The sequence below is a fragment of the Lysinibacillus sp. KU-BSD001 genome, assembly GCF_042920265.1.
GTDB lineage: Bacteria > Bacillota > Bacilli > Bacillales_A > Planococcaceae > Lysinibacillus_B.
Genome location: NZ_JBDQZI010000001.1, coordinates 406,415 through 428,915 on the forward strand (window position 1 = coordinate 406,415; position 22,501 = coordinate 428,915).

24 protein-coding genes are annotated in these 22,501 nt (G+C 38.1%); 23 read left to right on the forward strand and 1 reads right to left on the reverse strand.

What is annotated here, in order from left to right:
- The first annotated feature begins 9 nt into the window (after window positions 1–9).
- On the forward strand, window positions 10–192 hold the full coding sequence (locus tag AAGS61_RS02110) for an antA/AntB antirepressor family protein (protein ID WP_391367303.1): 183 nt from the start codon (window positions 10–12) through the stop codon (window positions 190–192).
- Here AAGS61_RS02110 and AAGS61_RS02115 read toward each other — a convergent pair.
- Window positions 154–609, reverse strand: a complete 456-nt coding sequence (locus AAGS61_RS02115) for a helix-turn-helix domain-containing protein (protein WP_391366785.1) — start codon at window positions 607–609, stop codon at window positions 154–156. The genes AAGS61_RS02110 and AAGS61_RS02115 overlap by 39 nt on opposite strands.
- A gap of 200 nt (window positions 610–809) precedes the next feature.
- Between AAGS61_RS02115 and AAGS61_RS02120 the strand changes: the two genes are divergently transcribed.
- The 22 genes from AAGS61_RS02120 (at window position 810) to AAGS61_RS02225 (ending at window position 22,448) form a co-directional block, all read left to right on the forward strand.
- Window positions 810–1,079 (forward strand): hypothetical protein, encoded by a 270-nt coding sequence (locus AAGS61_RS02120; RefSeq protein ID WP_391366787.1) that lies wholly within the window; start codon window positions 810–812, stop codon window positions 1,077–1,079.
- A gap of 68 nt (window positions 1,080–1,147) precedes the next feature.
- The gene (locus AAGS61_RS02125; protein WP_391366788.1) at window positions 1,148–1,552 is read left to right on the forward strand and encodes a hypothetical protein; all 405 of its coding nucleotides are present in this window, start codon (window positions 1,148–1,150) and stop codon (window positions 1,550–1,552) included.
- Window positions 1,553–1,600: 48 nt separating this feature from the next.
- The gene (locus AAGS61_RS02130; RefSeq protein ID WP_391366789.1) at window positions 1,601–1,966 is read left to right on the forward strand and encodes a hypothetical protein; all 366 of its coding nucleotides are present in this window, start codon (window positions 1,601–1,603) and stop codon (window positions 1,964–1,966) included.
- A gap of 133 nt (window positions 1,967–2,099) precedes the next feature.
- Window positions 2,100–4,658, forward strand: a complete 2,559-nt coding sequence (locus AAGS61_RS02135; RefSeq protein WP_391366791.1) for a VapE domain-containing protein — start codon at window positions 2,100–2,102, stop codon at window positions 4,656–4,658.
- Between the two features lie 359 nt (window positions 4,659–5,017).
- Window positions 5,018–5,278 (forward strand): hypothetical protein, encoded by a 261-nt coding sequence (locus AAGS61_RS02140; protein WP_391366792.1) that lies wholly within the window; start codon window positions 5,018–5,020, stop codon window positions 5,276–5,278.
- Window positions 5,279–5,316: 38 nt separating this feature from the next.
- On the forward strand, window positions 5,317–5,454 hold the full coding sequence (locus AAGS61_RS02145) for a Com family DNA-binding transcriptional regulator (protein ID WP_391366793.1): 138 nt from the start codon (window positions 5,317–5,319) through the stop codon (window positions 5,452–5,454).
- A 347-nt stretch (window positions 5,455–5,801) separates the two neighbouring features.
- Complete coding sequence (locus AAGS61_RS02150; RefSeq protein WP_391366795.1) at window positions 5,802–6,035, forward strand: hypothetical protein; 234 nt, start codon at window positions 5,802–5,804, stop codon at window positions 6,033–6,035.
- On the forward strand, window positions 6,035–6,775 hold the full coding sequence (locus AAGS61_RS02155; RefSeq protein WP_391366797.1) for a head maturation protease, ClpP-related: 741 nt from the start codon (window positions 6,035–6,037) through the stop codon (window positions 6,773–6,775). The genes AAGS61_RS02150 and AAGS61_RS02155 overlap by 1 nt, the downstream gene beginning before the upstream one ends.
- A gap of 3 nt (window positions 6,776–6,778) precedes the next feature.
- Window positions 6,779–7,543, forward strand: coding sequence for a hypothetical protein (locus tag AAGS61_RS02160; protein ID WP_391366799.1), 765 nt, complete (start codon window positions 6,779–6,781; stop codon window positions 7,541–7,543).
- 142 nt (window positions 7,544–7,685) lie between these two features.
- Window positions 7,686–8,198: a sigma factor-like helix-turn-helix DNA-binding protein gene (locus AAGS61_RS02165; protein ID WP_391366801.1), complete on the forward strand. Its 513-nt coding sequence runs from the start codon at window positions 7,686–7,688 to the stop codon at window positions 8,196–8,198.
- Window positions 8,199–8,213: 15 nt separating this feature from the next.
- Window positions 8,214–8,534, forward strand: a complete 321-nt coding sequence (locus AAGS61_RS02170; protein ID WP_391366803.1) for a sigma factor-like helix-turn-helix DNA-binding protein — start codon at window positions 8,214–8,216, stop codon at window positions 8,532–8,534.
- A gap of 659 nt (window positions 8,535–9,193) precedes the next feature.
- Window positions 9,194–10,153 (forward strand): AAA family ATPase, encoded by a 960-nt coding sequence (locus AAGS61_RS02175; RefSeq protein ID WP_391366805.1) that lies wholly within the window; start codon window positions 9,194–9,196, stop codon window positions 10,151–10,153.
- Between the two features lie 2 nt (window positions 10,154–10,155).
- Entirely contained in the window at window positions 10,156–12,618 is a 2,463-nt protein-coding gene (locus AAGS61_RS02180; protein ID WP_391366807.1) for a S8 family peptidase, read from the forward strand.
- A 205-nt stretch (window positions 12,619–12,823) separates the two neighbouring features.
- Complete coding sequence (locus AAGS61_RS02185; RefSeq protein ID WP_391366809.1) at window positions 12,824–13,345, forward strand: hypothetical protein; 522 nt, start codon at window positions 12,824–12,826, stop codon at window positions 13,343–13,345.
- A 420-nt stretch (window positions 13,346–13,765) separates the two neighbouring features.
- On the forward strand, window positions 13,766–14,668 hold the full coding sequence (gene xerD / locus AAGS61_RS02190) for a site-specific tyrosine recombinase XerD (protein WP_391366811.1): 903 nt from the start codon (window positions 13,766–13,768) through the stop codon (window positions 14,666–14,668).
- Window positions 14,669–14,782: 114 nt separating this feature from the next.
- Window positions 14,783–15,961 (forward strand): phosphopentomutase, encoded by a 1,179-nt coding sequence (gene deoB, locus AAGS61_RS02195; RefSeq protein WP_391366813.1) that lies wholly within the window; start codon window positions 14,783–14,785, stop codon window positions 15,959–15,961.
- Window positions 15,962–15,988: 27 nt separating this feature from the next.
- Complete coding sequence (locus tag AAGS61_RS02200; protein WP_391366815.1) at window positions 15,989–17,239, forward strand: thymidine phosphorylase; 1,251 nt, start codon at window positions 15,989–15,991, stop codon at window positions 17,237–17,239.
- A gap of 133 nt (window positions 17,240–17,372) precedes the next feature.
- Window positions 17,373–19,127, forward strand: coding sequence for a SulP family inorganic anion transporter (locus AAGS61_RS02205; RefSeq protein WP_391366817.1), 1,755 nt, complete (start codon window positions 17,373–17,375; stop codon window positions 19,125–19,127).
- 300 nt (window positions 19,128–19,427) lie between these two features.
- Window positions 19,428–19,781: an STAS domain-containing protein gene (locus tag AAGS61_RS02210; RefSeq protein WP_391366819.1), complete on the forward strand. Its 354-nt coding sequence runs from the start codon at window positions 19,428–19,430 to the stop codon at window positions 19,779–19,781.
- Window positions 19,774–20,211, forward strand: coding sequence for an anti-sigma F factor (spoIIAB, locus tag AAGS61_RS02215; protein WP_391366820.1), 438 nt, complete (start codon window positions 19,774–19,776; stop codon window positions 20,209–20,211). The genes AAGS61_RS02210 and spoIIAB overlap by 8 nt, the downstream gene beginning before the upstream one ends.
- Before the next feature lie 12 nt (window positions 20,212–20,223).
- Window positions 20,224–21,000, forward strand: a complete 777-nt coding sequence (locus tag AAGS61_RS02220) for a SigF/SigG family RNA polymerase sporulation sigma factor (RefSeq protein ID WP_391366822.1) — start codon at window positions 20,224–20,226, stop codon at window positions 20,998–21,000.
- The gene (locus AAGS61_RS02225) at window positions 20,997–22,448 is read left to right on the forward strand and encodes a spore germination protein (protein ID WP_391366824.1); all 1,452 of its coding nucleotides are present in this window, start codon (window positions 20,997–20,999) and stop codon (window positions 22,446–22,448) included. Before AAGS61_RS02220 ends, AAGS61_RS02225 begins: the two co-directional genes overlap by 4 nt.
- The last annotated feature ends 53 nt before the right edge of the window (window positions 22,449–22,501 follow it).

The following is a 22,501-nucleotide window of genomic DNA, read 5'->3' on the forward strand; positions in this document are numbered from 1 at the left end:
ACAAGACATATATTTGGTTATGGATTCGTTGAGAATGTCGACTTTGCAGTTATCGTCAAAAATGACGAAAACCCCTTAGGTGGCAGACCAAAACAAGACCACGCACTAAAACTAGACATGGCAAAAGAAATTTCCAAGATTACACTTATTATGCTACTGGTATTCAGGGAACAGGATTTCAAGCATTTTTAAGATGCGTTCACGATCTTCTTGAGACAGAGTGTGCCCTTTATATAAAGGAGCAACGTTTTCAACTAATAAAATATGCTCTTTTTGCTCTAAAAGTGTGTGAAGATCTTTAGCATGATTTATAGCTTGTGCAGCTAGTACATATGACTTTATGTCGATTTCATCTGAAAAATCATCAACAGCTTCAGAAAGTCGTACATCTTTAGCTAGAGCTTTGTATCCGGCATCATACAATAGCTCGCTATAAGGGATATTCAAGGTCTCAGCTAAACTTTTTAAGACTTCAGGTGAAGGCTGCCTATTGCCGTTTTCAATATTAGATAAATATCCATGAGTCAGCGACACTTTTTCACCAAGAGCTGCTAATGTGTACCCTTTATCTTTTCGGGCTTGTTTAATTCTTTCACCCACTGATTCCATTCGTAAATCCTCCTTTAATTTAAAAATCCTAATAATTGCATTGTACACCTTTTTGAACTTTTTAGAAACAAAATAGAATGAAAACGTTGCAAAATATTCTATAGAGTGTTAAATTGAATACTGAAGATACAAAATAGATACATTTATTATATTTTGTATCAAAAGTAACAATAAAATTCAATCAAAATGGAGGTTAGCATATGATTCCTACAACGGTAACAGTAGATATTGATAAGCACGCTATCCGAGAGGTGGTGAAGCAGTTTATTGAAAAAGAAACGATTGAGGCACTTTGGCTCGTGGACGTAGATAAGTTGAGCCGATTAACTACAATGTCAAAACGATTTTTGGAAGATGAAATTCTTTGCGATCCCCGTATGCGAATGATTGAGGTTAAAAAATCTCGTAAACGTTGGTATCCAGCAAAAAAAAGCAAAGAGGTTATTTTTGAAATTCTGTCAGAGTGGTAGACAAATAACACAAGCATTTGCGGCGCTTGAGTGGGAACAAACAATACAATTTAAAGGTGGTGAAAAAAATGTTAACAGAAATCAAGAAGGCTTACCAAATATGGCTTAACGAACAGGAGCAGCAACCTTCTCAGGAAGATGTAGAAAATTACTTTAGTTCCGTTCAATATCAACATTTAGTAGACATGCAACATTCAGAGGCATCGAATGAGGAGCTAGGCTCGTTTGTAAGAGAGCTGAACAACCACATTGAAAATGAAGTGCTAGGGACAATTGAGTTAGAGAATTTCCGTAGTCTGTTTAAAACGATAGCAGGACAAATAGAACCTGACCGTACACGTCGTTTATCAAGTTTAATGGACGCTATGCAACAGAGATTTCGTATTCCTCTTCTAAACAATGAAGCGTACAACAAAGCTAATCCAGAAGTAATTAATCTTTTCAGAGAAATCAGCTATGCGCGGAATCTTTAAAACTTCTGCGCTATATATCCAAAATATTAATGAAATGGGGATGATGTAATGAATGTTCAAACAGTAACAACAGCAGAGGGTTATGAAGCGATTATGGCGGATACTAAAGAGCTAGTTAGCGAGGTTCATTTACTAACACTTCCAGTATTACAGGCAGTTGCTGAAACTAAGCTACGTATGATGGATGAAGGTTCAAATGATGCCCAAAGTCTATTTAAACATTTAACGGATTGGGATGTACATGCCCTTTTAGACGCTATCGATGGTTTAGAAACGTTAAAGCAATCTATGCAATACTTCACGTCGGTTAATCTTGTAAATACGTCAGTGATACAAGAAAAAACGACTTGTACCAGCTCACGCACAGAGCCTAATACACAGTCGTTTAAAAGTAATACAAGTCACATTGTATGAAAAGTTCGGGGAGCAGTTACTAGCTGCTTCCCTTTAAAAAATTCCGCTCAAAAAAATCAATATTACACTTCCATTATAGTTAAAAATTAGTTATATTGCAACCCTTTTTGAGAGGATTTTCAGGGAGGAAAACATGACACAAAAACAGCCAGGTGTCCGATTGAAGCATAATGCCAAAGTGACGATTGCGACAGCTTCTAGTTGCAAATCTATGTCATGGAAAAATAAAGAGGTGATGTACAGCGAGCTAGTAGAGAAGCTATCCCAATTTAAGACGCTTAATATTCCACAAACTGAATATATGAAGTTACCAAAGAGCAAGCAAGACGAGCTGAAAAATGTAGGAGGTTTTGTAGGGGCTAGCTTGGAAAAAGGTCGTCGTAAAGTAGAGAATATAAAAGAACGTAATTTAGTTACTCTCGATGCAGACTTTATTGTGGGGAGCTTTTGGGATGGAGTTACCTCAATATTTGATAACGCTTGTCTTGTTTACTCAACTGTAAAGCACACACAGGAGAAGCCTCGTTTAAGGTTAGTAATCCCTCTCTCTAAGCCTGTTACAGCAGAGGAGTATGTAGCCGTTGCGAAGAAGCTTGCTGAGCAGTTTGGCATCGATTATTTCGATGATACAACCTATCAGCCTCACCGTTTAATGTATTGGCCGACAAAGTGTGAAGGTGAAGAAGGCTTTTTCGATTATCAAGATGCGCCGTTTTTAAACCCAGACGACATTTTAGCTCTTTATGATAATTGGCGTGATCCGCGTGAATGGCCCGAGTCCAGTCGTCAGCGTGAAACGCGTAAAAGAACAGCCGACAAGCAAGGCAACCCACTGGAGAAGCCTGGTATGGTCGGAGCCTTTTGTCGCACATACTCGATTAGTGAGGCGATTGAAACATTTCTATCTGATAAGTACGAGCCTGCTGGAGAGGGGCGTTACTCCTTTTTAGGGGGTAGTACAACAGGTGGTTTGGTTGTGTACGATGATGTGTTTGCTTACTCTCATCATGGTACCGATCCGATAAGCGAGAAATTAGTGAATGCTTTCGATCTTGTGCGTGTTCATTTATATGGTGAGCTAGATGATGAAGCTAAAGAAGGTACACCGATTAATCGTATACCTTCAACAAAAGCTTTTGAAGATTATCTGCGGACAAGTAAAGATGAGAAAGCTGTTAAGGTAAGAACCGAATTGATGATGGCAAGGCATAGTACGGCAGAAGAAGATTTTTTAGATGAGGTTGACACTGAAATAGTTGCGCAGAATGAAAGGCAAGACAATTCACAGCAAATTACAAAATCTTTACTATCTAACCTTTCTTGTAACCGTCATGGAGATATAGAACCTACAACGAAGAATATCGAGATAATTATCAAAAACCTATATGGAGAATGTTTTAAGTTTGATGCTTTTGCTAGTCGTGCAGTTCGTATAAAAAATGTACCATGGCGGAAGTTCGAAAAGTTGAAAAGTGGCGAGTATACCTTATGGGATGATTTTGACACAGAAGCCATGTTGATTGAAATAGAAAAAACATTCGGCTTTAATATCCAGTATTCGAAAGCTCGTTTGATTGTTGAAAAAGCGATACACGCAAACTACTTCAATCCGGTACAAGACGTTATTAAATCGGTTGAATGGGATGGCTTAAAACGTGCAGAAACTTTACTTATCGACTATTTAGGCGCTTCTGATTCGGAATATACAAGGCTTTCCACGATTCACTTTTTAAAAGGGATCATTTATCGAATTTTAGAACCAGGTTGTAAATTTGATGAATGCTTAGTGTTATCAGGAGATCAAGGTATAGGGAAATCTTTATTTGCGCGAAATTTAGCGATTCAAGAAAGTTGGTACACTGACTCTCTTGAATCGTTTGAACCGAAAAAGGGTGGGGAACTTCTTCAAGGGAAGTTAATTATTGAATTAGGTGAGCTAGCGGCTATGAGAAAATCAGAAGTAGAAGATGTGAAACGTTTCATATCCGCACAAAGTGATTATTTTCGCGGTGCCTATAAGCGTACAGCGCAAGAATTCAAACGTCAATGTGTTTTTATCGGTACGACGAATGAGAGTGAGTTCCTAATTGATGCGACAGGAAACCGTCGATTCTTACCTATCGAATGTAATGCGGTACAGCGTAAAAAGCATTCAGCAGACCTTTCAAAAGAAACAGTACTGCAAATATACGCAGAGGTGCTCGAGCGATTCTACGTGCCATATAAGCCTGTATATATGGACGATAAGCTGAAGTCGTTATCGTCAGAGATACAAAAAGAAAGTATGGTTTCAGATCCTTTACTATCGGATGTACTTATTTATTTAAATAAACCTATACCCGCTAACTTTGACAAGATGGGAAAACAGGAACGTCGTTTATATATCAATAGCATGCAAGAAGCGGCTCCCGCTGACTTTGATAATTGGGATGATACTAAAAAAGTAGAGTGGTTTATGAAGCATTCAGACGGAGCAGTCCCGAAAGAATCTCTTCAACTTATGCAGCGAGTAAGTGCTAAAGAATTGGCAGAGGAAGGTTTGAAGGTAGATACACTTCAATTGAAACCTTTCCATATGCGTAGGTACTCTCAACTTTTACGACAAGCAGGCTGGATTCAAGAAAGCGGAAACGCAAAGAAAATTACTACTGCATATGGACAGCAAAAGGTATTCGCAAGACCTAAAAACTAACAAATTCTATGGGACGCATAGTTGATTTCCAATAGGTTCCATACTCTTATTACGCGGAACAGAAGGAACTTAAGGGAACATAAAAAATGGAGAGTTCGTTCCTCATACTAACCTAAGCATATCAAGGCTTTAAATTACCTGTAGAACTTATGGAACATACTTTTTATAAAAAAGATAAATATATAGATTAGGCTGTATATACTAACCTAACACCCTCTAAAAACTCTCTAATCTATATATTTAAAAGTTTTGAAAAGGTGTGTGTTCCAGTTCCATAAGTGCCAGAAAATAAGGATGTTAGTAGAAATGCTGAATGAAAGGTAAAGGGTTACATCAAAAATATAGAAGAGGTGTTGTAGATGTGCGTTAATTCACATACAGGACCATGTCAAATAGCATTCCTGAAAAAGTATCACGATGAAGTCAATTTAGTTGCAGATTGCCCGCATTGCGGTTTTAGAATGTATGAACCAGTAGATTATAAATCTAAACTATGTGGTACGCGTAAGTGTCTTAGTTGTCGTGGAAAGTTCATGACTTATTTAGCTGATAATGAAGAAGTAGATGCGGCCTTAGCTGAATTAAAAGAGCAGAAGTATAACAAAAGAATTTTTGATTAAATAACTTTGATGTTTTAGTGTAAAGGAGCGTATAATTAATGAAAGAAATGCGATGCACAGGCTGCGGAAAACTGTTAGCGAAGACGGCTAAATTATATGAAGCTACTACGGTTTCTCCAGATATCGAAATGAAATGTCCTAAATGTAAAATGATGAATAAATATAAAATTAAATAGTAAAAGAGGCTCTAGAAGTCCATCTCTGTACGGTAACGTTCAGCGGTGGGCTTTTCTTTTATTTTGGATGAATGTCTTTATACATGGAGATATCTTTCTTGCTCCCGAAATTCAGGAGTGAGAGCTAACAAATAAATATAAAAATAGAAGGTAAAAAATAATAGCCCCCCTTAAAAACTTAACGCCTTGTGGCTCTAGGGACCGAGAGGGACCCCTCAAAAAACACACAGGTCTCGCGCATGACCCCCCTCCCTAAAAATATATTTTTAGATGATTTTACTACAAGGACCATGCACAAAAAAGTATTTACAGGGGCAAAGGATTTTAAAAAGAAAGGAAGCGGTATTATGGCATTTGAAACGAAACTTACGGAAGAACAAATTCATTTAGCGCAACAACACGTGAAAGATTTAAAAACGCGTTCTCACCTTTCTCAAGATGAGAAATGGTTAATATCGATGATTGAGAATGCGATGGCCAATGACTGGGTTGGGATTAGAAAAGAAACTGAAGAACCTAAGATAAATTCAAAAGAAGACGCTGTAAAAAGATTAAAGGCTCTAAAGGAGAGAAAAGTATAATGCATCATAGTATTGAAATTTATGGACATATCGTTTCAGACCCTTTAGCGAATATTTATCGAGCGTTCGGTATTAAATGCACTTCACCAATCGATATTATTTCTGGATTAGAAAAAGCTGCTGGGGCGCCAGTAGATTTAATCATAAATAGCGGTGGTGGAGACGCATTTGTAGGTGTTGAAATATACAGCCGTTTAAAAGCTTATTCTGGTCAATTGAAAGCAAAAGTATACAGCCTTGCAGCTTCAGCCGCTTCAATAATCGCCATGGGTGCTGATTCAATACTAATCAGTCCTGGGGGGCAGATTATGATTCATAATGTGAGTATTTCACATGCTGCAGGAGACGTAAATGCATTATCAAAAACGGTGAATTTGTTAAAAAACTTCGATCAATCGTTAGCGAATATATACATTCATAAAACAGGTAAAACATTAGCGGAAGTTTTAGCCTTAATGGATAAGGAAACCTGGTTTACTGCATCTGAAGCTATAAAACAAGGTTTCGCTGACGGTCTATTATTTTATAACAAAGAAGTACCAGAATATAAAAAAACAACGGAGCAAAAAACTTCGAACGTGAGTACAGTAGCCACTAATCAGTCAAAAAATGCACAATCAGATCAGATGAGAATGAGATTAAATCAATTAAAAGACAAGCAATTTGCCGCTGATGCAACGGAACTTGAACGCGCAAAAGCTAAGTTAAATCTATTAAAAATGAAGAAAGTAGGGGTATAAGGCATGCTCGATAAACTTTTTAAAGGTAAAGATCTTCACCTTACATTTTTAACGCAATACGCTAAAGTTTGCGAATCTCGCGAAGCGCAATTAGAGAAGGTAATGATTGATATTGAAAATCTTAACATTGAAATACAGCAGTTAGAGCAAAATTTTGTTGAAAATATAGCTGCATCATATGACAATCCTGATTATGATGCAAACGAGAAATTACTTGAAGATGTACAGAAGCTGAAACAGAAGATTGAAGATAAAAAGAAATTAATTGGACCGATTGAACAAGGTGCTGAAATCGCTCTTAATAAAATTGCTGCAGAGGCAATCGAAGAGTATAAGAAAGCATTTTCAAAAAAACACGAACAGTATGAAGCTAAGCGTCAAGAAATGGAAAGTATCAAAGAAAAATTAGCTTTAGTTGTTGCGGAAATGAATCAAATTGAAGATGAAAAGTATGCACTATTTCAGATTTTAAACGATGTAGAAAACAAGGTTCCTACAGCAGCAATGGATGATCAAGAATTTATCAATATCCATGGTTTTAATATTCGACCTGGTATTTTGGGTCCACGCAGTGCATATAAGCACAATTCTTGGGTAGATATCAAATACGGCATTAATAGTGATCATATAACAAAACAAATCGGTGTTTTAAACCAATCACTAAAAAAAGACGAGGCTCGAGACAAAAAAATAAAGTTATTAAACGAAAAGGTTAAAGGGGTTAATCTTAAAGCAGAAGAACGTAAGCGGCTCTTATCACAAGATTAACAAATCAATAACATTAAATAAGTAGTCAATAGAGACTCCAGAAGTCCATTACCTCGTAGCGATACGTGCGTGATGGACTTTTTATATACTTCTAACCTTCATTATTTTGTAACCTATTAATTTGAAACGTGGTGTTGTATCAATGGGTTGGAGACAACAACTGATAAATGAATATAAAAAAACTCGCAAGTATACGCGCCAATTACTCAATGAGTGTGCGGAGGAAGACAGAAAAGTAATTAACGGAATGATTCAAGAGCTTACTTATGCAATCCAGTATCTTAAATGTGGCTATGATCCATTAGACCATAATGCCGGTATTCATCAAAAAGAGCAACAAGGTGGTTATGATAAACGACGCATTCTTTTTGAAGACGGGATAGAACAATTCGGGAAACCTGACCGTATGCGAATCTTCGGTGAGCTGCCTGACTGTGAGCGACAACTTACATCAGAACAAAAACAACTCATTACGGAAAGTTTGAAGGGGTTAACGAAGAAACAGATAGATTGCTACTTGTTACATGTGTGTCACAGTCGCACTTATGAAGAAATTGCAGTAGAGCTTAGTATTGGACAATCCACTGTACAAACTCATATTGAACGTGCGAAGGAGAAAATATCATCAAGAGTAAAAGCGCTAGATGCAAGTTGATAAGGGGGGGATTTTATGAGAGACCAACAGGATTTTAAGTTGGCCCTGTACAATTTTATGCAGACAACAAATAAACAAGATTTTGCACCATTGGAGTTGGACAGAACGTTGTTCCCAGCTCTCGATATTCTTTTTGACGTAAGCGACAGCAGAGAAAAAGTCAATGTTAACTCTGCCAGGAGTCTACTGACAGAAAGACAATTAACAGCCTTTACAATGTACTATACCGGCTCTACTTACGCTGCTATTGCAGAGAAGATGGATATAAGCAGCAGTAGTGTTCAAAGTCATATCCATCGTGCTCGCAAAGCACTAGAGCATTTGAAAGAGGGTTAGTTTGTCATTTATGAAACGTGATTGATACGGAAGTTACGTATCAGTTTACTTGAGAAATTGTATATTCAAAGGTACGAGACATTCCCTCCGTAAAAACATAAAGCTTCCTGGCTTTAAGGACCGATGAGGCAGGTTCAAAAAAAATAGGTGTCACGCGTAACCATCCCCCTAAAAATATAGATTAAAGTGCATATATACAAAGGAGGGAGAATGAGGAGTAGGAAGGAACTGATATTTATATGAGTATGAAGTGTAGAAATATTGTACAGCTTACCATAGATGGAACAGAAACATTGATAAATCAAGGTTTCAATGAAATAGTAGCTTTCTCATGACTATATATTAGTGCATATACCGGCATGAATGCTTGGCAAGTTTTAGGCTTCAAGTCACTCACTCTACTTCGTTGATAGTGAGTTTTTTATTTCACCTTCATGTCGTGTATAAAAGTGGAAAATAACAGCTATTTAATTTTAATACTGTGACATTACTTTAAATATATATATGGTTGTAGCACTCTAGTGGCAATTGATATCTGGTTAGCATATTGTTAACAAAAGGAACCAACTCTTTTATAAAGAACCTCATATTTCATGGTGTAATATCTGTAGGAAAAAGGTAAAATATTATTAAGATACATCTATCGGGAGGTGAAAAGTATGGCAACTGCTGAACAACTTAAATTACTAGTAAAGGCACATTATGAAAACGATGATGCAAGGTTTGACACTCTGCTTATTCAAGTAGCTGCTTCTGAAGCCCAAAAGGGGCATGTAGCGTTAGCACGCGACTTAAAAAGTCTAATTGAAAAAGGGAAGAAGAATTCTTCTAAAGTTCAGTATATTGATTCCGAACTTGAAGGCTTAATCACAGTTCGCAGTAGTACCTATAGATTATCGGATTTAGTTGTATCTAAGGAAGTTAAAGATAATTTAGTTAATGTTATCAAGGAATACGACAATAGATCTAAATTAGCCCAGTTTGGACTTATGAATCGAAGAAAAATTCTTTTAGCGGGAAAACCTGGTACTGGAAAAACTTTAACTGCATCAGTATTAGCTACAGAATTACAACTCCCCTTATGTATTATTCATACAGATAAAATTATGACAAAGTATCTGGGAGAAACTAGCCAGAAATTAAGTAAAATTTTTGATTACATGGCTAATTTTGAAGCAGTTTACTTATTCGATGAATTCGATTCGATAGCCAGTGAAAGAAATTTCGATAATGACGTTGGTGAAATACGGAGAATTATCAACTCTTTCTTACAGTATATAGAATCTAATGACAATGGATTCATTATTGGAGCAACGAATAACCCTCAACTCCTGGATGCCGCAATTTTTAGGAGATTTGATGATGTGATAGTTTATAAGCTACCGGATGCAACACAGCGAAAGAAGCTTATTAAAAACACACTTGGTCAATTTTTTGATTCTACAATAGATTTAGTCAGAGTTGGAAAAGCATCTGATGGCTTAAATCACGCAGAACTAGTAAATGTATGTAAAGATTCCATTAAAGAAACAATCTTAAATGATTTAGACAAAGTAACTGAAGATATAGTAATAAAAAATATAGAGAAGAAAATTAAAACATATTCTTGGGAGAAATAAGAATGGCTCAAACTTACGACAATTTATTTTTATTTAATACTCAAAGTGACTTAAATTTTACTTCAAAAAAATCTGGGGGCGGAAAGCCAGAATTACCCTCTAGGAATCGTATATCTCATGGTCAACATATTACAAATAAATTAAATGAAATTTGGAAAGTGGTGGAGAGTTCAAGAGAAGATAAAAGAACTACTGCATCACTTTCAATACATACAGGGACTTACTTAGAATTCCAAAGTACTCCCAATTTTTCTCTTGCCATCAAAAGTCTTGAGAATAAACCACAAAAAATTAAATTACTAAATGTTCGTAATCGCAATGTAGATGGTGAAGAAATAGAGTACGCTACGGTTTTTGTTCCGAAGGGTAAGGAACATTATTTTATAAAAAAAGCTACGGATTATTTAGAGAAAGTATCAATAAAAACTAATAAACCTATGAATCAAAACCTAATTGATAGTATCGAAAATGTACAGTTAGCACTAGTAGAATCATTTTTTCCTACAAACCATATTCAATGGCTTAGTGAATCAGAGAAAAAGTGGTATGAAATATGGCTGAGTGATGATAGTAACGAAACTGAAGATCAATTTAGAAAAACAGCCGCTTTATTAGAGCTTGAAGTATCTACAGAATTTTTACGTTTTCCTGAACGAACAATTTTATTAGTATACGCTAATAAAAACGATTTAAGTAATTTAATTCTTTTTAGTCCTTCTATCGCTGAAATGAGAAGAGCGGCTGAAGCTAATAGTTTTTTCCTTGATTTAGAAAATGTAGATCAAATTAATTGGGCCGATGATGCTAAAGAGCGTATTCAAAAGAATACTGAATCTCAGGTTGTAATTAATATTCTAGATACAGGCATACGTAGGACACATAATCTACTCTCTGACTTTATTGATGAAACCGATATGGTAGCTTACAATCCTGAATGGGATAAGTTTGATAACAATCAAATGGGTCATGGAACTTTAATGGCTGGAATAGCGCTATATGACGATGTTAAAATGTTATTGGAAAGTTCAGATGTTCACTCTGTTACACATACTTTAGAATCTTCTAAAATACTTCCTGATGAAGGAGAAAATGAACCTAAACTTTATGGTGCCATTACTAGTCAAGTTATAAGTGAACAAATTATTAACCACCCCAATAGAATTAGAGTAAATTGTATGGCTGTTACCTCTCCTGAAATAGATACGTACGATGGCAGTCCATCCTCTTGGTCGGCTGCTGTAGATGAGATAACATCAGGAGCTGTAGATGGTATAAAAAAATTATTGTTAATATCGGCTGGAAATATACCCACTAGTGATTGGGCTGGTTATATAGATTCCAACAAAACTTCTTCAGTAGAAAACCCTGGGCAGTCATGGAACGCTCTTACTGTAGGAGCTTATACTGTTAAATCTGATCCTACATTAATAAGTATACCTGGAATGAATGCAATTGCTCCTAATGGTGGGATTTCTCCTACTTCAAAAACATCTTTAATGTGGGATAAAAAATGGCCTATCAAGCCTGAAATCCTTTTCGAAGGTGGGAATGGTATTACAAATTCACGGGAATTCTATGAAGAAGAAAATTTTTCATCATTAACAACTTACCATGATATCTTCACTCGCCAATTTCACTATATAAATGCAACTAGTGAAGCTACAGCCCATGCCTCTTGGATGGCTGCTAAAATATACAATAAATATCCACTATTATGGCCTGAAACCGTACGAGCTTTGATGGTACATTCTGCAGAGTGGACTGACACGATGAAGAGACAGTTTTTAACCACGGGTAATAAAACAGACTATAGAAACCTTTTGAGAAGCTGTGGTTATGGGGTGCCAAATTTAAGTCGGGCTTTAAATTCAGTTGATAATAGTGTGAATTTGGTAATTGAATCTGAATTACAACCTTATAAAAACGTTAAGGGAAAAACACCTAAAACTAATGAAATGCATATTCATGAACTACCTTGGCCAAAACAACAACTATTAGACTTAGGTGAAACTAATGTTAAGCTTAAGGTTACTTTATCCTATTTCATTGAACCTGGTCCTGGTGAGAAAGGTTGGAAGAATCAGTATAGATATCCTTCTAGCCTGCTGCGTTTCGAGTTAAACGGTTCTAGAAATAGAGAAGAATTTTTAAGAAGTATTAATAAAGCTGTAACTTCAGAGGATGAAGAAGAAACATCCGCAAGTAGCAACATAAATTGGTTATTAGGACAACAAAGAAATGTAGGTTCTATTCACTCTGATACTTGGGAAGGAACTGCGGCTGAATTAGCTACAAGCAATCTAATTGGTATATTTCCTGCTATTGGTTGGTGGAGAGAAAGAAAGTGGCTAGGAAAAGTTGAAAATACAATGCGATATAGTTTAATCGTGTCATTATCTACTGAAGCAGAAGTCGATCTATATACGCCGATTTACACTCAAATACAAAACGAGATTATTATTTAACGATTATTTTTTGATATAGTCAATTTGAATTATATTTAGTTAGCCGATGTTGGTACATCGGCTTTTTATTTTCCTCGTTTGTAGCTGTCACTTTTTATCACAGCAAATTATTTCATTCTCGTTTTGTTAACCGTCGGTGGACCTAGATAATTGAAAAATTTATGTGGAATGCTATTGATAAATAGGAGAAGGAGAGGCATTTTAAATGGGGTATGACAAAAAGAGAATTGTGAAATATTTCAAAGAGGAAATTTTTGATTGTTATGAAATGGAACCCGATAAAGCTGGTGATATATACAGAAAAGTCGTATTAGGTGATATGTCTTATGAAGATGCATGGGACGAAATAAATAAGATAATGGGAGCATTATCGAGTTATCGTAAGCAAGTATTAAAAGACCATAATGAAAAACCTTTAATAAATTGGGAAAAAGTTGTTCATAGAGGTGTAGAAATATCCACATTGCAGCCAGGTGAAAAAGAGAGTGTAATTGGCGAATTAAAGGAGGCGTTTAGTGAAAAAATTTATGATCTTGTTTGGAGCCAAGACGAAGTAAAACAATTCATAAGATTACAGTACGATATTCTACAGCTTTCAAAGCTTTTCTTGATTCAGTTTCCTGAACGCGCTGCTGAATTACTTGAACTAGAAATGGATAAACAAGGTAGAATGGGTCGTTATGAGGTTAGGGAATTTTTAATGAATAATGTTCAAGTGGGAGAATAAAAACTGCTTCCTCAATTTTGAGGAGACGTGTATCTAATATTGAGAGTGGCAGCTCAATTTTGAGCCGTCACTTTTACTGTGCGTTTAAATATAAAAAAGCACCTGTCTGGTGAACAAGTGCTTTTGATGAAAAGGTATCTTCGAAATTGAGTAGTGAGATTTTTACCCCGCAATTTTCCCGAGTGAGATTTATGATTATTCCTATTCAAGCACCGCAAAGCTGATTGTATTTAGCCCCAAATTAGCCCCAACTCGCCCCAGAATAAAACGCTTGTTCGCATTATTTTACGTTGTTCGAAAACGTCCACAAGTCACGAAGTATTGATTTTACGCACTTCTTAAATAGTTGTTGCTACTGTTTGCGTTTCGAATCCAGTATAATACATACTACAAGGTTTTTCGTATAAAAGGAGACGTTTTATGGAAGCATTTACATATCCAATTGAAGATTATATTCATTTTATTCGTGTGGAAAGACAGTTATCGAATAATACGTTAGCATCCTATCGACGCGATTTAGTGGCGTATGCCCAGCATTTACAAGAGGTGCAGCAAGTAAAAAGCTTTAATGAAGTGACACGAGCGCATATTTTATTGCACCTGCAAAATTTGCGGACAGAAGGAAAGACGGCGCGTACGGTAGCACGTCATATTTCGTCCATCAGGTCGTTTCACCAGTTTTTATTGCGTGAAAAGGTGACGACTACGGACCCGACTGTACATCTTGAAATGCCACAACTGGAGCAAAAGTTACCGAAAGTATTATCTATCGAGGAAATCGATGCGTTAATTTCCGCACCAGACCGTTCCAAACCACAGGGCATTCGCGATGTGGCGATGTTAGAGTTGTTATATGCGTCAGGTATGCGTATTTCGGAGTTAATTGAGTTAAACTTAGAAGACATCCATTTAACGATGGGCTTTGTACGCGTGTTTGGTAAAGGCGGCAAGGAGCGCATTATTCCGCTCGGACGCGGCGCATTACATGCCGTCAGTAAGTATTTAGAGCGTGCACGCTATGAGCTACAAGGGAACTATCCAAAAACAGATGCGTTGTTTATTAATCGAAGAGGAAAACGGCTGACGCGGCAAGGCTGCTGGAAATTGTTGAAGCAACATGCACAGGCGGCTCATATCCAAAAAGAATTAACACCGCACGTATTAAGACATTCCTTTGCGACACACTTAATTGAAAATGGTGCTGATTTACGTGCTGTTCAAGAGATGCTAGGTCATGCAGATATTTCGACGACGCAAATTTACACACATGTGAGTAAAACGCGTTTATCCGAGGTATATAAACAATTCCATCCAAGAGCGTAATGGAATTTTGGTGTAACTGAGCGAAAAAGATACACTGTGTCGGATGTCTGACCTTTATTTATTTTGTATTTTTGATAAAATATACTAGTAGTAAAGAGGAGGACGTATATAAAGATGAAACCATTTAAAAAAATACATTTAATCGTCATGGATTCGGTTGGCATCGGGGAAGCGCCAGATGCAGCCCAGTTCGGTGATGTTGGCTCAGATACACTTGGTCATATTGCAGAAAAAATGAACGGACTTCATATGCCGAATATGTCTTCGTTAGGCTTAGCGAATATTCGTGAAATCAAAGGAATTGCCCCTACAGATACGCCAAAAGCGTACTACGGGATGATGCAAGAAGCGTCTGTTGGTAAAGATACGATGACAGGGCATTGGGAGATTATGGGGCTAAATATTGATAAGCCATTTAAAGTATACCCAGAAGGCTTCCCGCAATCATTAATCGAGGAGCTTGAAAAACGGACTGGTCGTAAAGTGCTTTGCAATAAGCCGTATAGTGGAACAGCGGTAATCGATGACTACGGTAAGGAGCATATGGAAACGGGTGCCATTATCGTTTATACATCAGCTGACCCTGTACTGCAAATTGCGGCACATGAAGAAGTTATTCCACTTGAAGAATTGTATAACATTTGCGAAATTGCACGTGAGCTCACATTAGATCCTCAATATTTAGTAGGGCGAGTCATTGCGCGTCCTTTCATCGGTGAGGTAGGGCATTTCACACGTACGCCAAATCGCCATGATTATGCATTATCGCCGTTTGGTCGCACAACGATGAACGAATTAAAAGATGCAAGTTTAGATGTCATTGCCATTGGGAAAATTTCAGATATTTATAACGGTGAAGGCGTAACAGAAGCCGTTCGTACGAAAAGTAATACAGATGGCATGGATCGACTAAATGAAATTGTACGACGTGATTTCCACGGGTTAAGCTTTTTAAATTTAGTGGATTTTGATGCAAGCTTTGGTCACCGTCGTGATCCAATCGGTTACGGGGAAGCGCTAGAAGAATTTGACCGTCGTTTACCAGAAGTAATGGAAGCCATGTCAGAGGATGAGCTATTAATTATTACAGCAGACCATGGTAATGACCCGACATTCCCAGGTACGGACCATACACGTGAATACGTGCCATTAATTGTTTATTCGCCACGTTTTGAAGCAGGTGGACCATTACCACTTCGTCAAACATTTGCGGATATCGCGGCAACAGTAGCGGAAAACTTCAACGTAAAACGACCTGCATTCGGCACGAGTTTCTTAGCGAGCTTAAAATAAGTACAAATGGACGGGGGAGTGGGAAAGATGAATATTTTATCTATTATTGAAAAAAAGAAACATCAACAACCATTAACAAAAGAAGAAATTCAATTTTTTGTGAGCGGTTATACAAAAGAAGAAATCCCTGATTATCAAATCTCCTCATTGCTGATGGCCATTCGTTTAAACGGTATGGACGATGAAGAAATGTTTTATTTAACAGAAGCAATGGTCAACTCTGGCGATGTCATTCATTTATCGGAGATTGAAGGCTTCAAAGTAGATAAGCATTCGACAGGGGGCGTGGGCGATAAAGTAACATTAATCGTAGCCCCAATACTCGCAGCTTTGAATATTCCGGTGGCGAAATTTAGTGGACGCGGTTTAGGGATTACAGGCGGTACAGTCGATAAGCTAGAGTCCATTAAAGGGTTTAACGTAGAATTAAGCCAACAAGATTTCATTGAAAATGTGAAAAAGCATCATATTGCGGTTGCGGGTCAAACAGGAAATTTATGTCCAGCAGATAAAAAATTATATGCATTACGTGATGTCACAGGTACGGTCGATTCGATTCCTTTAATCGCTTCTTCGATTATTAGTAAAAAAATTGCGAGTGGCTCTGACGGCATCGTGTTAGATGTGAAATACGGGAACGGCGCATTTATGAAGACACAGGAAGATGCGAAAGTACTGGCTGAGAAAATGTGTGAAATCGGGCGACGATTTGGTCGTAAAGTGGTGTATACACTAAGCGATATGAACAATCCGCTTGGTCGCTATATTGGCAATAAAGTAGAGGTTGTCGAGGCGCTAGATGTGTTAAGTGGAAATGTAGCGAATACACATGCTGACTTAATCGATGATTGTGTGGAAGTAGCTTCACTGATGTATATGCTGGCAACGGACTGCACAAAAGAAGTCGCGATGGAAAAAGTAAAGGCAGTTATGGCGAATGGCCAAGCGCGGGACAAATTTTTAGAGTTTGTGCAAGCACAAGGCGGACAGGTAGCAGATCTCAAAACAAATGCAACAGCATACACAGTAGAAATGACGGCGAATGCTGCTGGAACAATCGCAAGTGTGGATGCACTAGCGATTGGCGAACTATCTGTCATGTTAGGTGCGGGTCGTTTAACAAAAGAGTCAAAGCTTGATTTTGATGCAGGCATTAAAATTGTCGCAAAGCAAGGCGACACGGTACAAACAGGCGACACATTAGCCGTTGTTTATGCCAACATTCCTGTAACAGACGAAATGAAAGAAAAAGCAGTTTCTGCATTTACTATTCAATAATTGTATAAGCGAAGAGGTCAAGTATATTTTTATACATGACCTCTTCTTTTCGTTGCAACAAATATGGTATAATATGAATTGAATTCTATCGAAAATGCAGAAAGTTTGTAAATAATTTAAAAGAAGGGATTGCATGGGTTTTTGGTCAGGACGATTTGAAGGATATTCTTTCAATCATTTTAAAAAGGATGTATTATCAGGTACGATTGTAGGGATTGTCGCAGTACCGCTCGCCATGTCTTTCGCGATTGCTTCAGGCGTGAAGCCAGAGTACGGAATTTATACAGCCATTATTGCGGGTATTTTAATTTCGTTACTAGGTGGCTCGAAATATCAGATTGGTGGCCCTACTGGCGCATTCGTTCCTATCTTACTTGGTATCGTACTCGTGTATGGGTATGAAAATTTATTAATTGCCGGATTGATGGCCGGGATTATGCTTGTATTAATGGGGGTATTCAAATTAGGATCGCTCATTAAATTTATTCCGCGCCCTGTGACGGTAGGGTTTACTGCAGGGATCGCCGTCATTATTTTTACCGGTCAAATAGGCAATTTTCTTGGATTAACCGGTCTTGAGCAGCATGAGTATTTTTTAGCAAATGTAAAAGAGATTGCTACTCATCTAGATGCGTTTCAGCTAAAAAGTATTTTCATAGCGGGACTTAGTTTAGCGCTTATTTTAGTAACGCCAAAAGTAGCACCGAAAATGCCAGGTGCGTTAGTCGGCATCATTGTGTCGGCGGTGGTGACAGCGCTGTTCTTTAATGGACAAGTCGCTACAATTGGTTCAACATACGGAGCGATTCCGAATACATTACCGGAGTTCCATATACCTGAAATGACATGGGACCGCATTTATGTATTGCTTGGACCAGCGTTTGTCATAGCGATGCTAGGTGGGATTGAGTCACTTCTTTCGGCTGTTGTGGCAGACGGTATGACGAATAGCAAACACAATAGTAATCGTGAGTTGATTGGACAAGGGATTGCCAATATGGTAACACCGTTTTTTGGCGGGATTCCTGCAACTGGCGCCATTGCCCGAACAGCGACGAATATTCGTTCAGGGGCAACGTCGCCTATGTCAGGTGTCATTCACGGCGTATTTGTATTATTAACACTGCTTGTACTGGCACCCTATGCGGTACATATTCCATTAGCAAGTCTTGCACCTGTATTAATGGTTGTTGCGTGGAATATGAGTGAACGCCATCATTTTGCTCATATTTTAAAGTTAAAATCAGGGGACTCACTTGTACTTGTAACTACGTTTTTATTAACGGTGTTGACAAGTTTAACGCTAGCTGTGGAGATTGGCTTAGGGATTGCCATGGTGTTATTTGCAAAACGGATGAGTGATATTTTAGTTGTGACAAAAGTACTTCCTGATCACAATACAAAGCAAGGGAAAGTAGTGCCCCATGTTGTAACCGATACGCATGATTGTCCGCAAATTAGTATTTATACAATTGAGGGGCCGCTCTTTTTTGGGGCGGCACAAACGTTTGAACGTGCTATTTTGTCATCGCTTCACCCTAAGCCAAAAGTGCTCATTTTACGGATGCGAAAAGTGCCGTTTATTGATACGACCGGAGAAGAATATTTCCGAAATGTTGTGCGAAGCTTTCAAACATCGGGCGGAACGCTATTTATGACAGGGGTACATCCAACACTGCAGGCTATTTTAGATGCGAATGGGCTGGCCAAGAAAATCGGAAAAGACCATTTCTTCTATAATACAGGGGATGCGATTGAAGAGGCGATTCGACATATTCAGTATGAACAATGTTTAGGGTGCAAACACTTTGCCTTTAGAGAATGTACAAAACTTTCTATTGGAGAACCGTCAGAAATAAAAATAAACTATGTAGAAGCAATCAACTAGCAAGGTCTATAGGGACCTTGCTTTTTTGTTGTGTAGGCAATTTAAAGGGAGGTAAAGATTGTTGAGAAAGCGCCCACTCCGCTCCTCTTTCTGTGTACGGCCAGCACACTTGTCGAAGGGTAGCATTTTTGTCTAGAGAAGTATCAGTTTTGGCGTTTAAAAAATGCATATAATTCCTATACTGAACGTACACCCTTTGTCTATTAAGCACTACTTTCGCAGAATGAACACTAGTTTTGTCGTATGGAAAGGATATTTACCCTTGCTCTAGAAGTTATATGGGGCGAAGGAGGAGAAGCGATGAAATGTAAAATCACAATGTATCCAAACGAAGTAGCAGTCATTAAATTGTATGGAGAGCTTGATCATCATGAAGTAGAAAAAGTGCGTTCGCAAATTTCAATGACCATTTTACAAGGAAACTTAAAAACACTTATTTGGAATTTAGAATATTTACAGTTTATGGATAGTGCGGGCGTTGGTTTAATTTTAGGGCGCATGCGTGAATTACACGCCGTGAATGGGCGCACTATTATTTTAAATCCGTCGCCAACTATGGAGAAAATTTTCCGTTTTTCGGGATTAGCAGCTTATATGATGCATGGAGGAGAAGATATGGCAATTTCACAAGCAAGGGGGATTGTGAATGGATAACGAAATGACACTTTCATTTTTAGCGAAAAGTGAAAATGAAAGTTTAGCGCGACTGGCGATTACAAGTTTTATCGCACAAATTGACCCAACAATCGATGAATTAGCAGAATGTAAAACGATTGTATCGGAGGCGGTGTCCAATGCGATTATTCATGGCTATGACGGGGCAGATGGTGTTGTAACAGTGCATGCCGTATTAGACGGAGATATGTTAACTGTATCGATTAAAGATGAAGGACGTGGTATTCCTGATATTGCGTCAGCGAGGGAGCCATTATTTACGACAAAAGGGCATGAGGAGCGTTCGGGTATGGGCTTTACCATTATGGAAAGCTTCTCGGATGAGCTTGATATTGAGTCGCATGTAGGCCATGGGACAACGATTACGTTTACAAAAAAATTTTCGCCCGTGCAGGCGGTTGCGATGTGACGAAATAGGGGGATGAAGACAATCGAACAGCCGTCAGAAACATTATTAACACAGGAGGAAATGCGAGAGTTAATTGCGCGGGCACAGGCAGGAGACGACGAGGCACGTAAAAAAATGATTGAAGGCAATACACGGCTTGTTTGGTCCATCGTGCAACGCTTTTCTTCTCGTGGGATTGAATTGGATGATTTATTTCAGATTGGTTGTATAGGTCTTATGAAATCGGTTGATAAATTTGACTTGAAATATGAAGTGAAATTTTCAACGTATGCAGTGCCAATGATCATTGGCGAAATTCAGCGTTTTTTACGAGATGACGGCATGGTAAAAGTGAGCCGTTCCATTCGTGAGCTCAATTTTAAAATTCGTCATGCAACAGAAAATTATATGAAAACAAATGAAAAACCGCCATCAATGGCAGAATTAGCGGACATACTACAAGTGTCGGTTGATGACATTATTATGGCAACGGATGCGATGCGTGATCCAGCTTCTCTTCACGAACAGTTGTATGAAAATGACGGTGATTCTGTTACATTAATGGATCAAATGCGAGACGAGAAATCACAGTTGCCATTCGATTATATTCCGTTGAAGGAGGTGCTAAAACGCTTAGGAAAGCGTGAACAATCCATCATTTATTTGCGTTATTTTGTAGATTTAACGCAGACGGAAATTGCTGAGCGTTTAGGAATATCCCAAGTACAAGTATCGCGCCTCGAGAAGAAAATATTGGCTCAGCTCAAAGTTTGGATGGAGGCGACTACAAAAAAGACGGTGTATAAATGAGCAATAAGTTATTTACTTCTTTAGAAGATGGACGTCAATATTGCGAAGATATATTAGGAAAAGGCAAGACGTTTGATATTGTGATTCAACGAGTGCATATTCGCGATTTAGCTGCGTTAATCGTGTACGTGAGTGGACTAGTCAACAATGATAGTGTCGCGAACTTGTTAACGCATTTGCAGCATGAAGGAACAGCGCATTTGCGTGAAGCAAAAGATGAAAATGAATATTTTTATGATCATTTCAACTTTCAAGGCATGACGCCAATGGAAGAAAGAGATGCCTTTATTACGGGGGTATTAAGCGGGCAAGTTGGATTCATTACAAAAAGCGGTTATTGTTTTATTACTGAATTTAGGAACTACCCTGGTCGGAATCCGGAAGAACCTGCGAATGAGCGCGTTATTCGTGGAGCGCGTGATGGGTTTGCTGAAAATATTATTATCAATGCAGCACTTGTGAGACGACGTATTCGTAGTCCTAAACTACGACTTGAAATGCAAAAAGTGTCTACATTAGGGGAAACAGACGTCGCCATCTGTTATATGGAAGATATCGCAAATAAAGAGCACTTGGAATGGGTGAAAAAACGTCTTGAACAAATTCATCACGATGGGCTGACAATGGCAGATAAATCGTTAGAGGAATGGATGTTCAAGCAAAAATTTCACCCCGTTCCGTTTGTCAGGTATTCAGAGCGACCAGACATCGTAGCAGCCCATTTATTAGAAGGGCATATTGCGATTATTGTCGATACTTCACCATCTGTTATTTTACTGCCGGTATCAATGTTTCATTTATTGATGCATGCAGAGGAGTATCGTCAAGCGCCATTAATTGGAACGGTGATGCGTGGACTCCGTTATTTTGCCGCCCTTTTTAGCTTATTCTTAATACCGCTTTGGTATTTACTAGCGACCAATACGGAAAATTTACCGGAGAAAATAGCGTTTATTGGTGTAAAGGAAGCGTCAGAGGTTCCGCTTTATTTACAGCTCGTTCTCGTGGATATAGGGATTGAATTTTTAAGGATTGCCGCCATTCATACGCCGACACCGTTATCGACAGCAATGGGATTAATTGCTGGGATTATGATTGGGGATATTGCGATTAATGTGGGACTGTTTTCACCAGAAGCTATTTTATATAGCTCTATTGCAGCGGTATTTACATTCGCCATTCCTCATTATGAGTTAAGTATTTCGGTGAAGGTATTCCGACAAATTTTACTTGCTGCTACGGCTTTATTTGCTGCGAATGGGTTCTTTATTATGAGTTTTCTAATTTTTGTGTATTTATGCACTTTACGCCCGATGAATATTCCATATTTATGGCCGGTAGTACCATTTTTCCCAAATGCGTTTAAACGTATCATGATCAGGTTCCCGATGGCTGATGAAGCGCTTAGACCGTATATTGTTGGGGCTAAAAATCGTAAACGCGGGTGAATAAATATAGTTTGAATGCGTATTTTTATTCGTAAAAAGTGGAAAAATGCATA

What these genes read in the sequence shown, in the direction of transcription:
- spoIIAB (WP_391366820.1), top strand. Translation starts at nt 19,774, where the DNA reads ATGGATAACGAAATGACACTTTCATTTTTAGCGAAAAGTGAAAATGAA.
- AAGS61_RS02155 (WP_391366797.1), top strand. Translation starts at nt 6,035, where the DNA reads ATGCATCATAGTATTGAAATTTATGGACATATCGTTTCAGACCCTTTA.
- AAGS61_RS02170 (WP_391366803.1), top strand. Translation starts at nt 8,214, where the DNA reads ATGAGAGACCAACAGGATTTTAAGTTGGCCCTGTACAATTTTATGCAG.
- AAGS61_RS02165 (WP_391366801.1), top strand. Translation starts at nt 7,686, where the DNA reads ATGGGTTGGAGACAACAACTGATAAATGAATATAAAAAAACTCGCAAG.
- AAGS61_RS02160 (WP_391366799.1), top strand. Translation starts at nt 6,779, where the DNA reads ATGCTCGATAAACTTTTTAAAGGTAAAGATCTTCACCTTACATTTTTA.
- AAGS61_RS02130 (WP_391366789.1), top strand. Translation starts at nt 1,601, where the DNA reads ATGAATGTTCAAACAGTAACAACAGCAGAGGGTTATGAAGCGATTATG.
- AAGS61_RS02180 (WP_391366807.1), top strand. Translation starts at nt 10,156, where the DNA reads ATGGCTCAAACTTACGACAATTTATTTTTATTTAATACTCAAAGTGAC.
- AAGS61_RS02125 (WP_391366788.1), top strand. Translation starts at nt 1,148, where the DNA reads ATGTTAACAGAAATCAAGAAGGCTTACCAAATATGGCTTAACGAACAG.
- AAGS61_RS02115 (WP_391366785.1), bottom strand. Translation starts at nt 609, where the DNA reads ATGGAATCAGTGGGTGAAAGAATTAAACAAGCCCGAAAAGATAAAGGG.
- AAGS61_RS02120 (WP_391366787.1), top strand. Translation starts at nt 810, where the DNA reads ATGATTCCTACAACGGTAACAGTAGATATTGATAAGCACGCTATCCGA.
- AAGS61_RS02140 (WP_391366792.1), top strand. Translation starts at nt 5,018, where the DNA reads ATGTGCGTTAATTCACATACAGGACCATGTCAAATAGCATTCCTGAAA.
- AAGS61_RS02210 (WP_391366819.1), top strand. Translation starts at nt 19,428, where the DNA reads ATGAAATGTAAAATCACAATGTATCCAAACGAAGTAGCAGTCATTAAA.
- AAGS61_RS02150 (WP_391366795.1), top strand. Translation starts at nt 5,802, where the DNA reads ATGGCATTTGAAACGAAACTTACGGAAGAACAAATTCATTTAGCGCAA.
- AAGS61_RS02185 (WP_391366809.1), top strand. Translation starts at nt 12,824, where the DNA reads ATGGGGTATGACAAAAAGAGAATTGTGAAATATTTCAAAGAGGAAATT.
- AAGS61_RS02135 (WP_391366791.1), top strand. Translation starts at nt 2,100, where the DNA reads ATGACACAAAAACAGCCAGGTGTCCGATTGAAGCATAATGCCAAAGTG.
- AAGS61_RS02220 (WP_391366822.1), top strand. Translation starts at nt 20,224, where the DNA reads ATGAAGACAATCGAACAGCCGTCAGAAACATTATTAACACAGGAGGAA.
- AAGS61_RS02145 (WP_391366793.1), top strand. Translation starts at nt 5,317, where the DNA reads ATGAAAGAAATGCGATGCACAGGCTGCGGAAAACTGTTAGCGAAGACG.
- AAGS61_RS02205 (WP_391366817.1), top strand. Translation starts at nt 17,373, where the DNA reads ATGGGTTTTTGGTCAGGACGATTTGAAGGATATTCTTTCAATCATTTT.
- AAGS61_RS02200 (WP_391366815.1), top strand. Translation starts at nt 15,989, where the DNA reads ATGAATATTTTATCTATTATTGAAAAAAAGAAACATCAACAACCATTA.
- AAGS61_RS02175 (WP_391366805.1), top strand. Translation starts at nt 9,194, where the DNA reads ATGGCAACTGCTGAACAACTTAAATTACTAGTAAAGGCACATTATGAA.
- deoB (WP_391366813.1), top strand. Translation starts at nt 14,783, where the DNA reads ATGAAACCATTTAAAAAAATACATTTAATCGTCATGGATTCGGTTGGC.
- xerD (WP_391366811.1), top strand. Translation starts at nt 13,766, where the DNA reads ATGGAAGCATTTACATATCCAATTGAAGATTATATTCATTTTATTCGT.
- AAGS61_RS02225 (WP_391366824.1), top strand. Translation starts at nt 20,997, where the DNA reads ATGAGCAATAAGTTATTTACTTCTTTAGAAGATGGACGTCAATATTGC.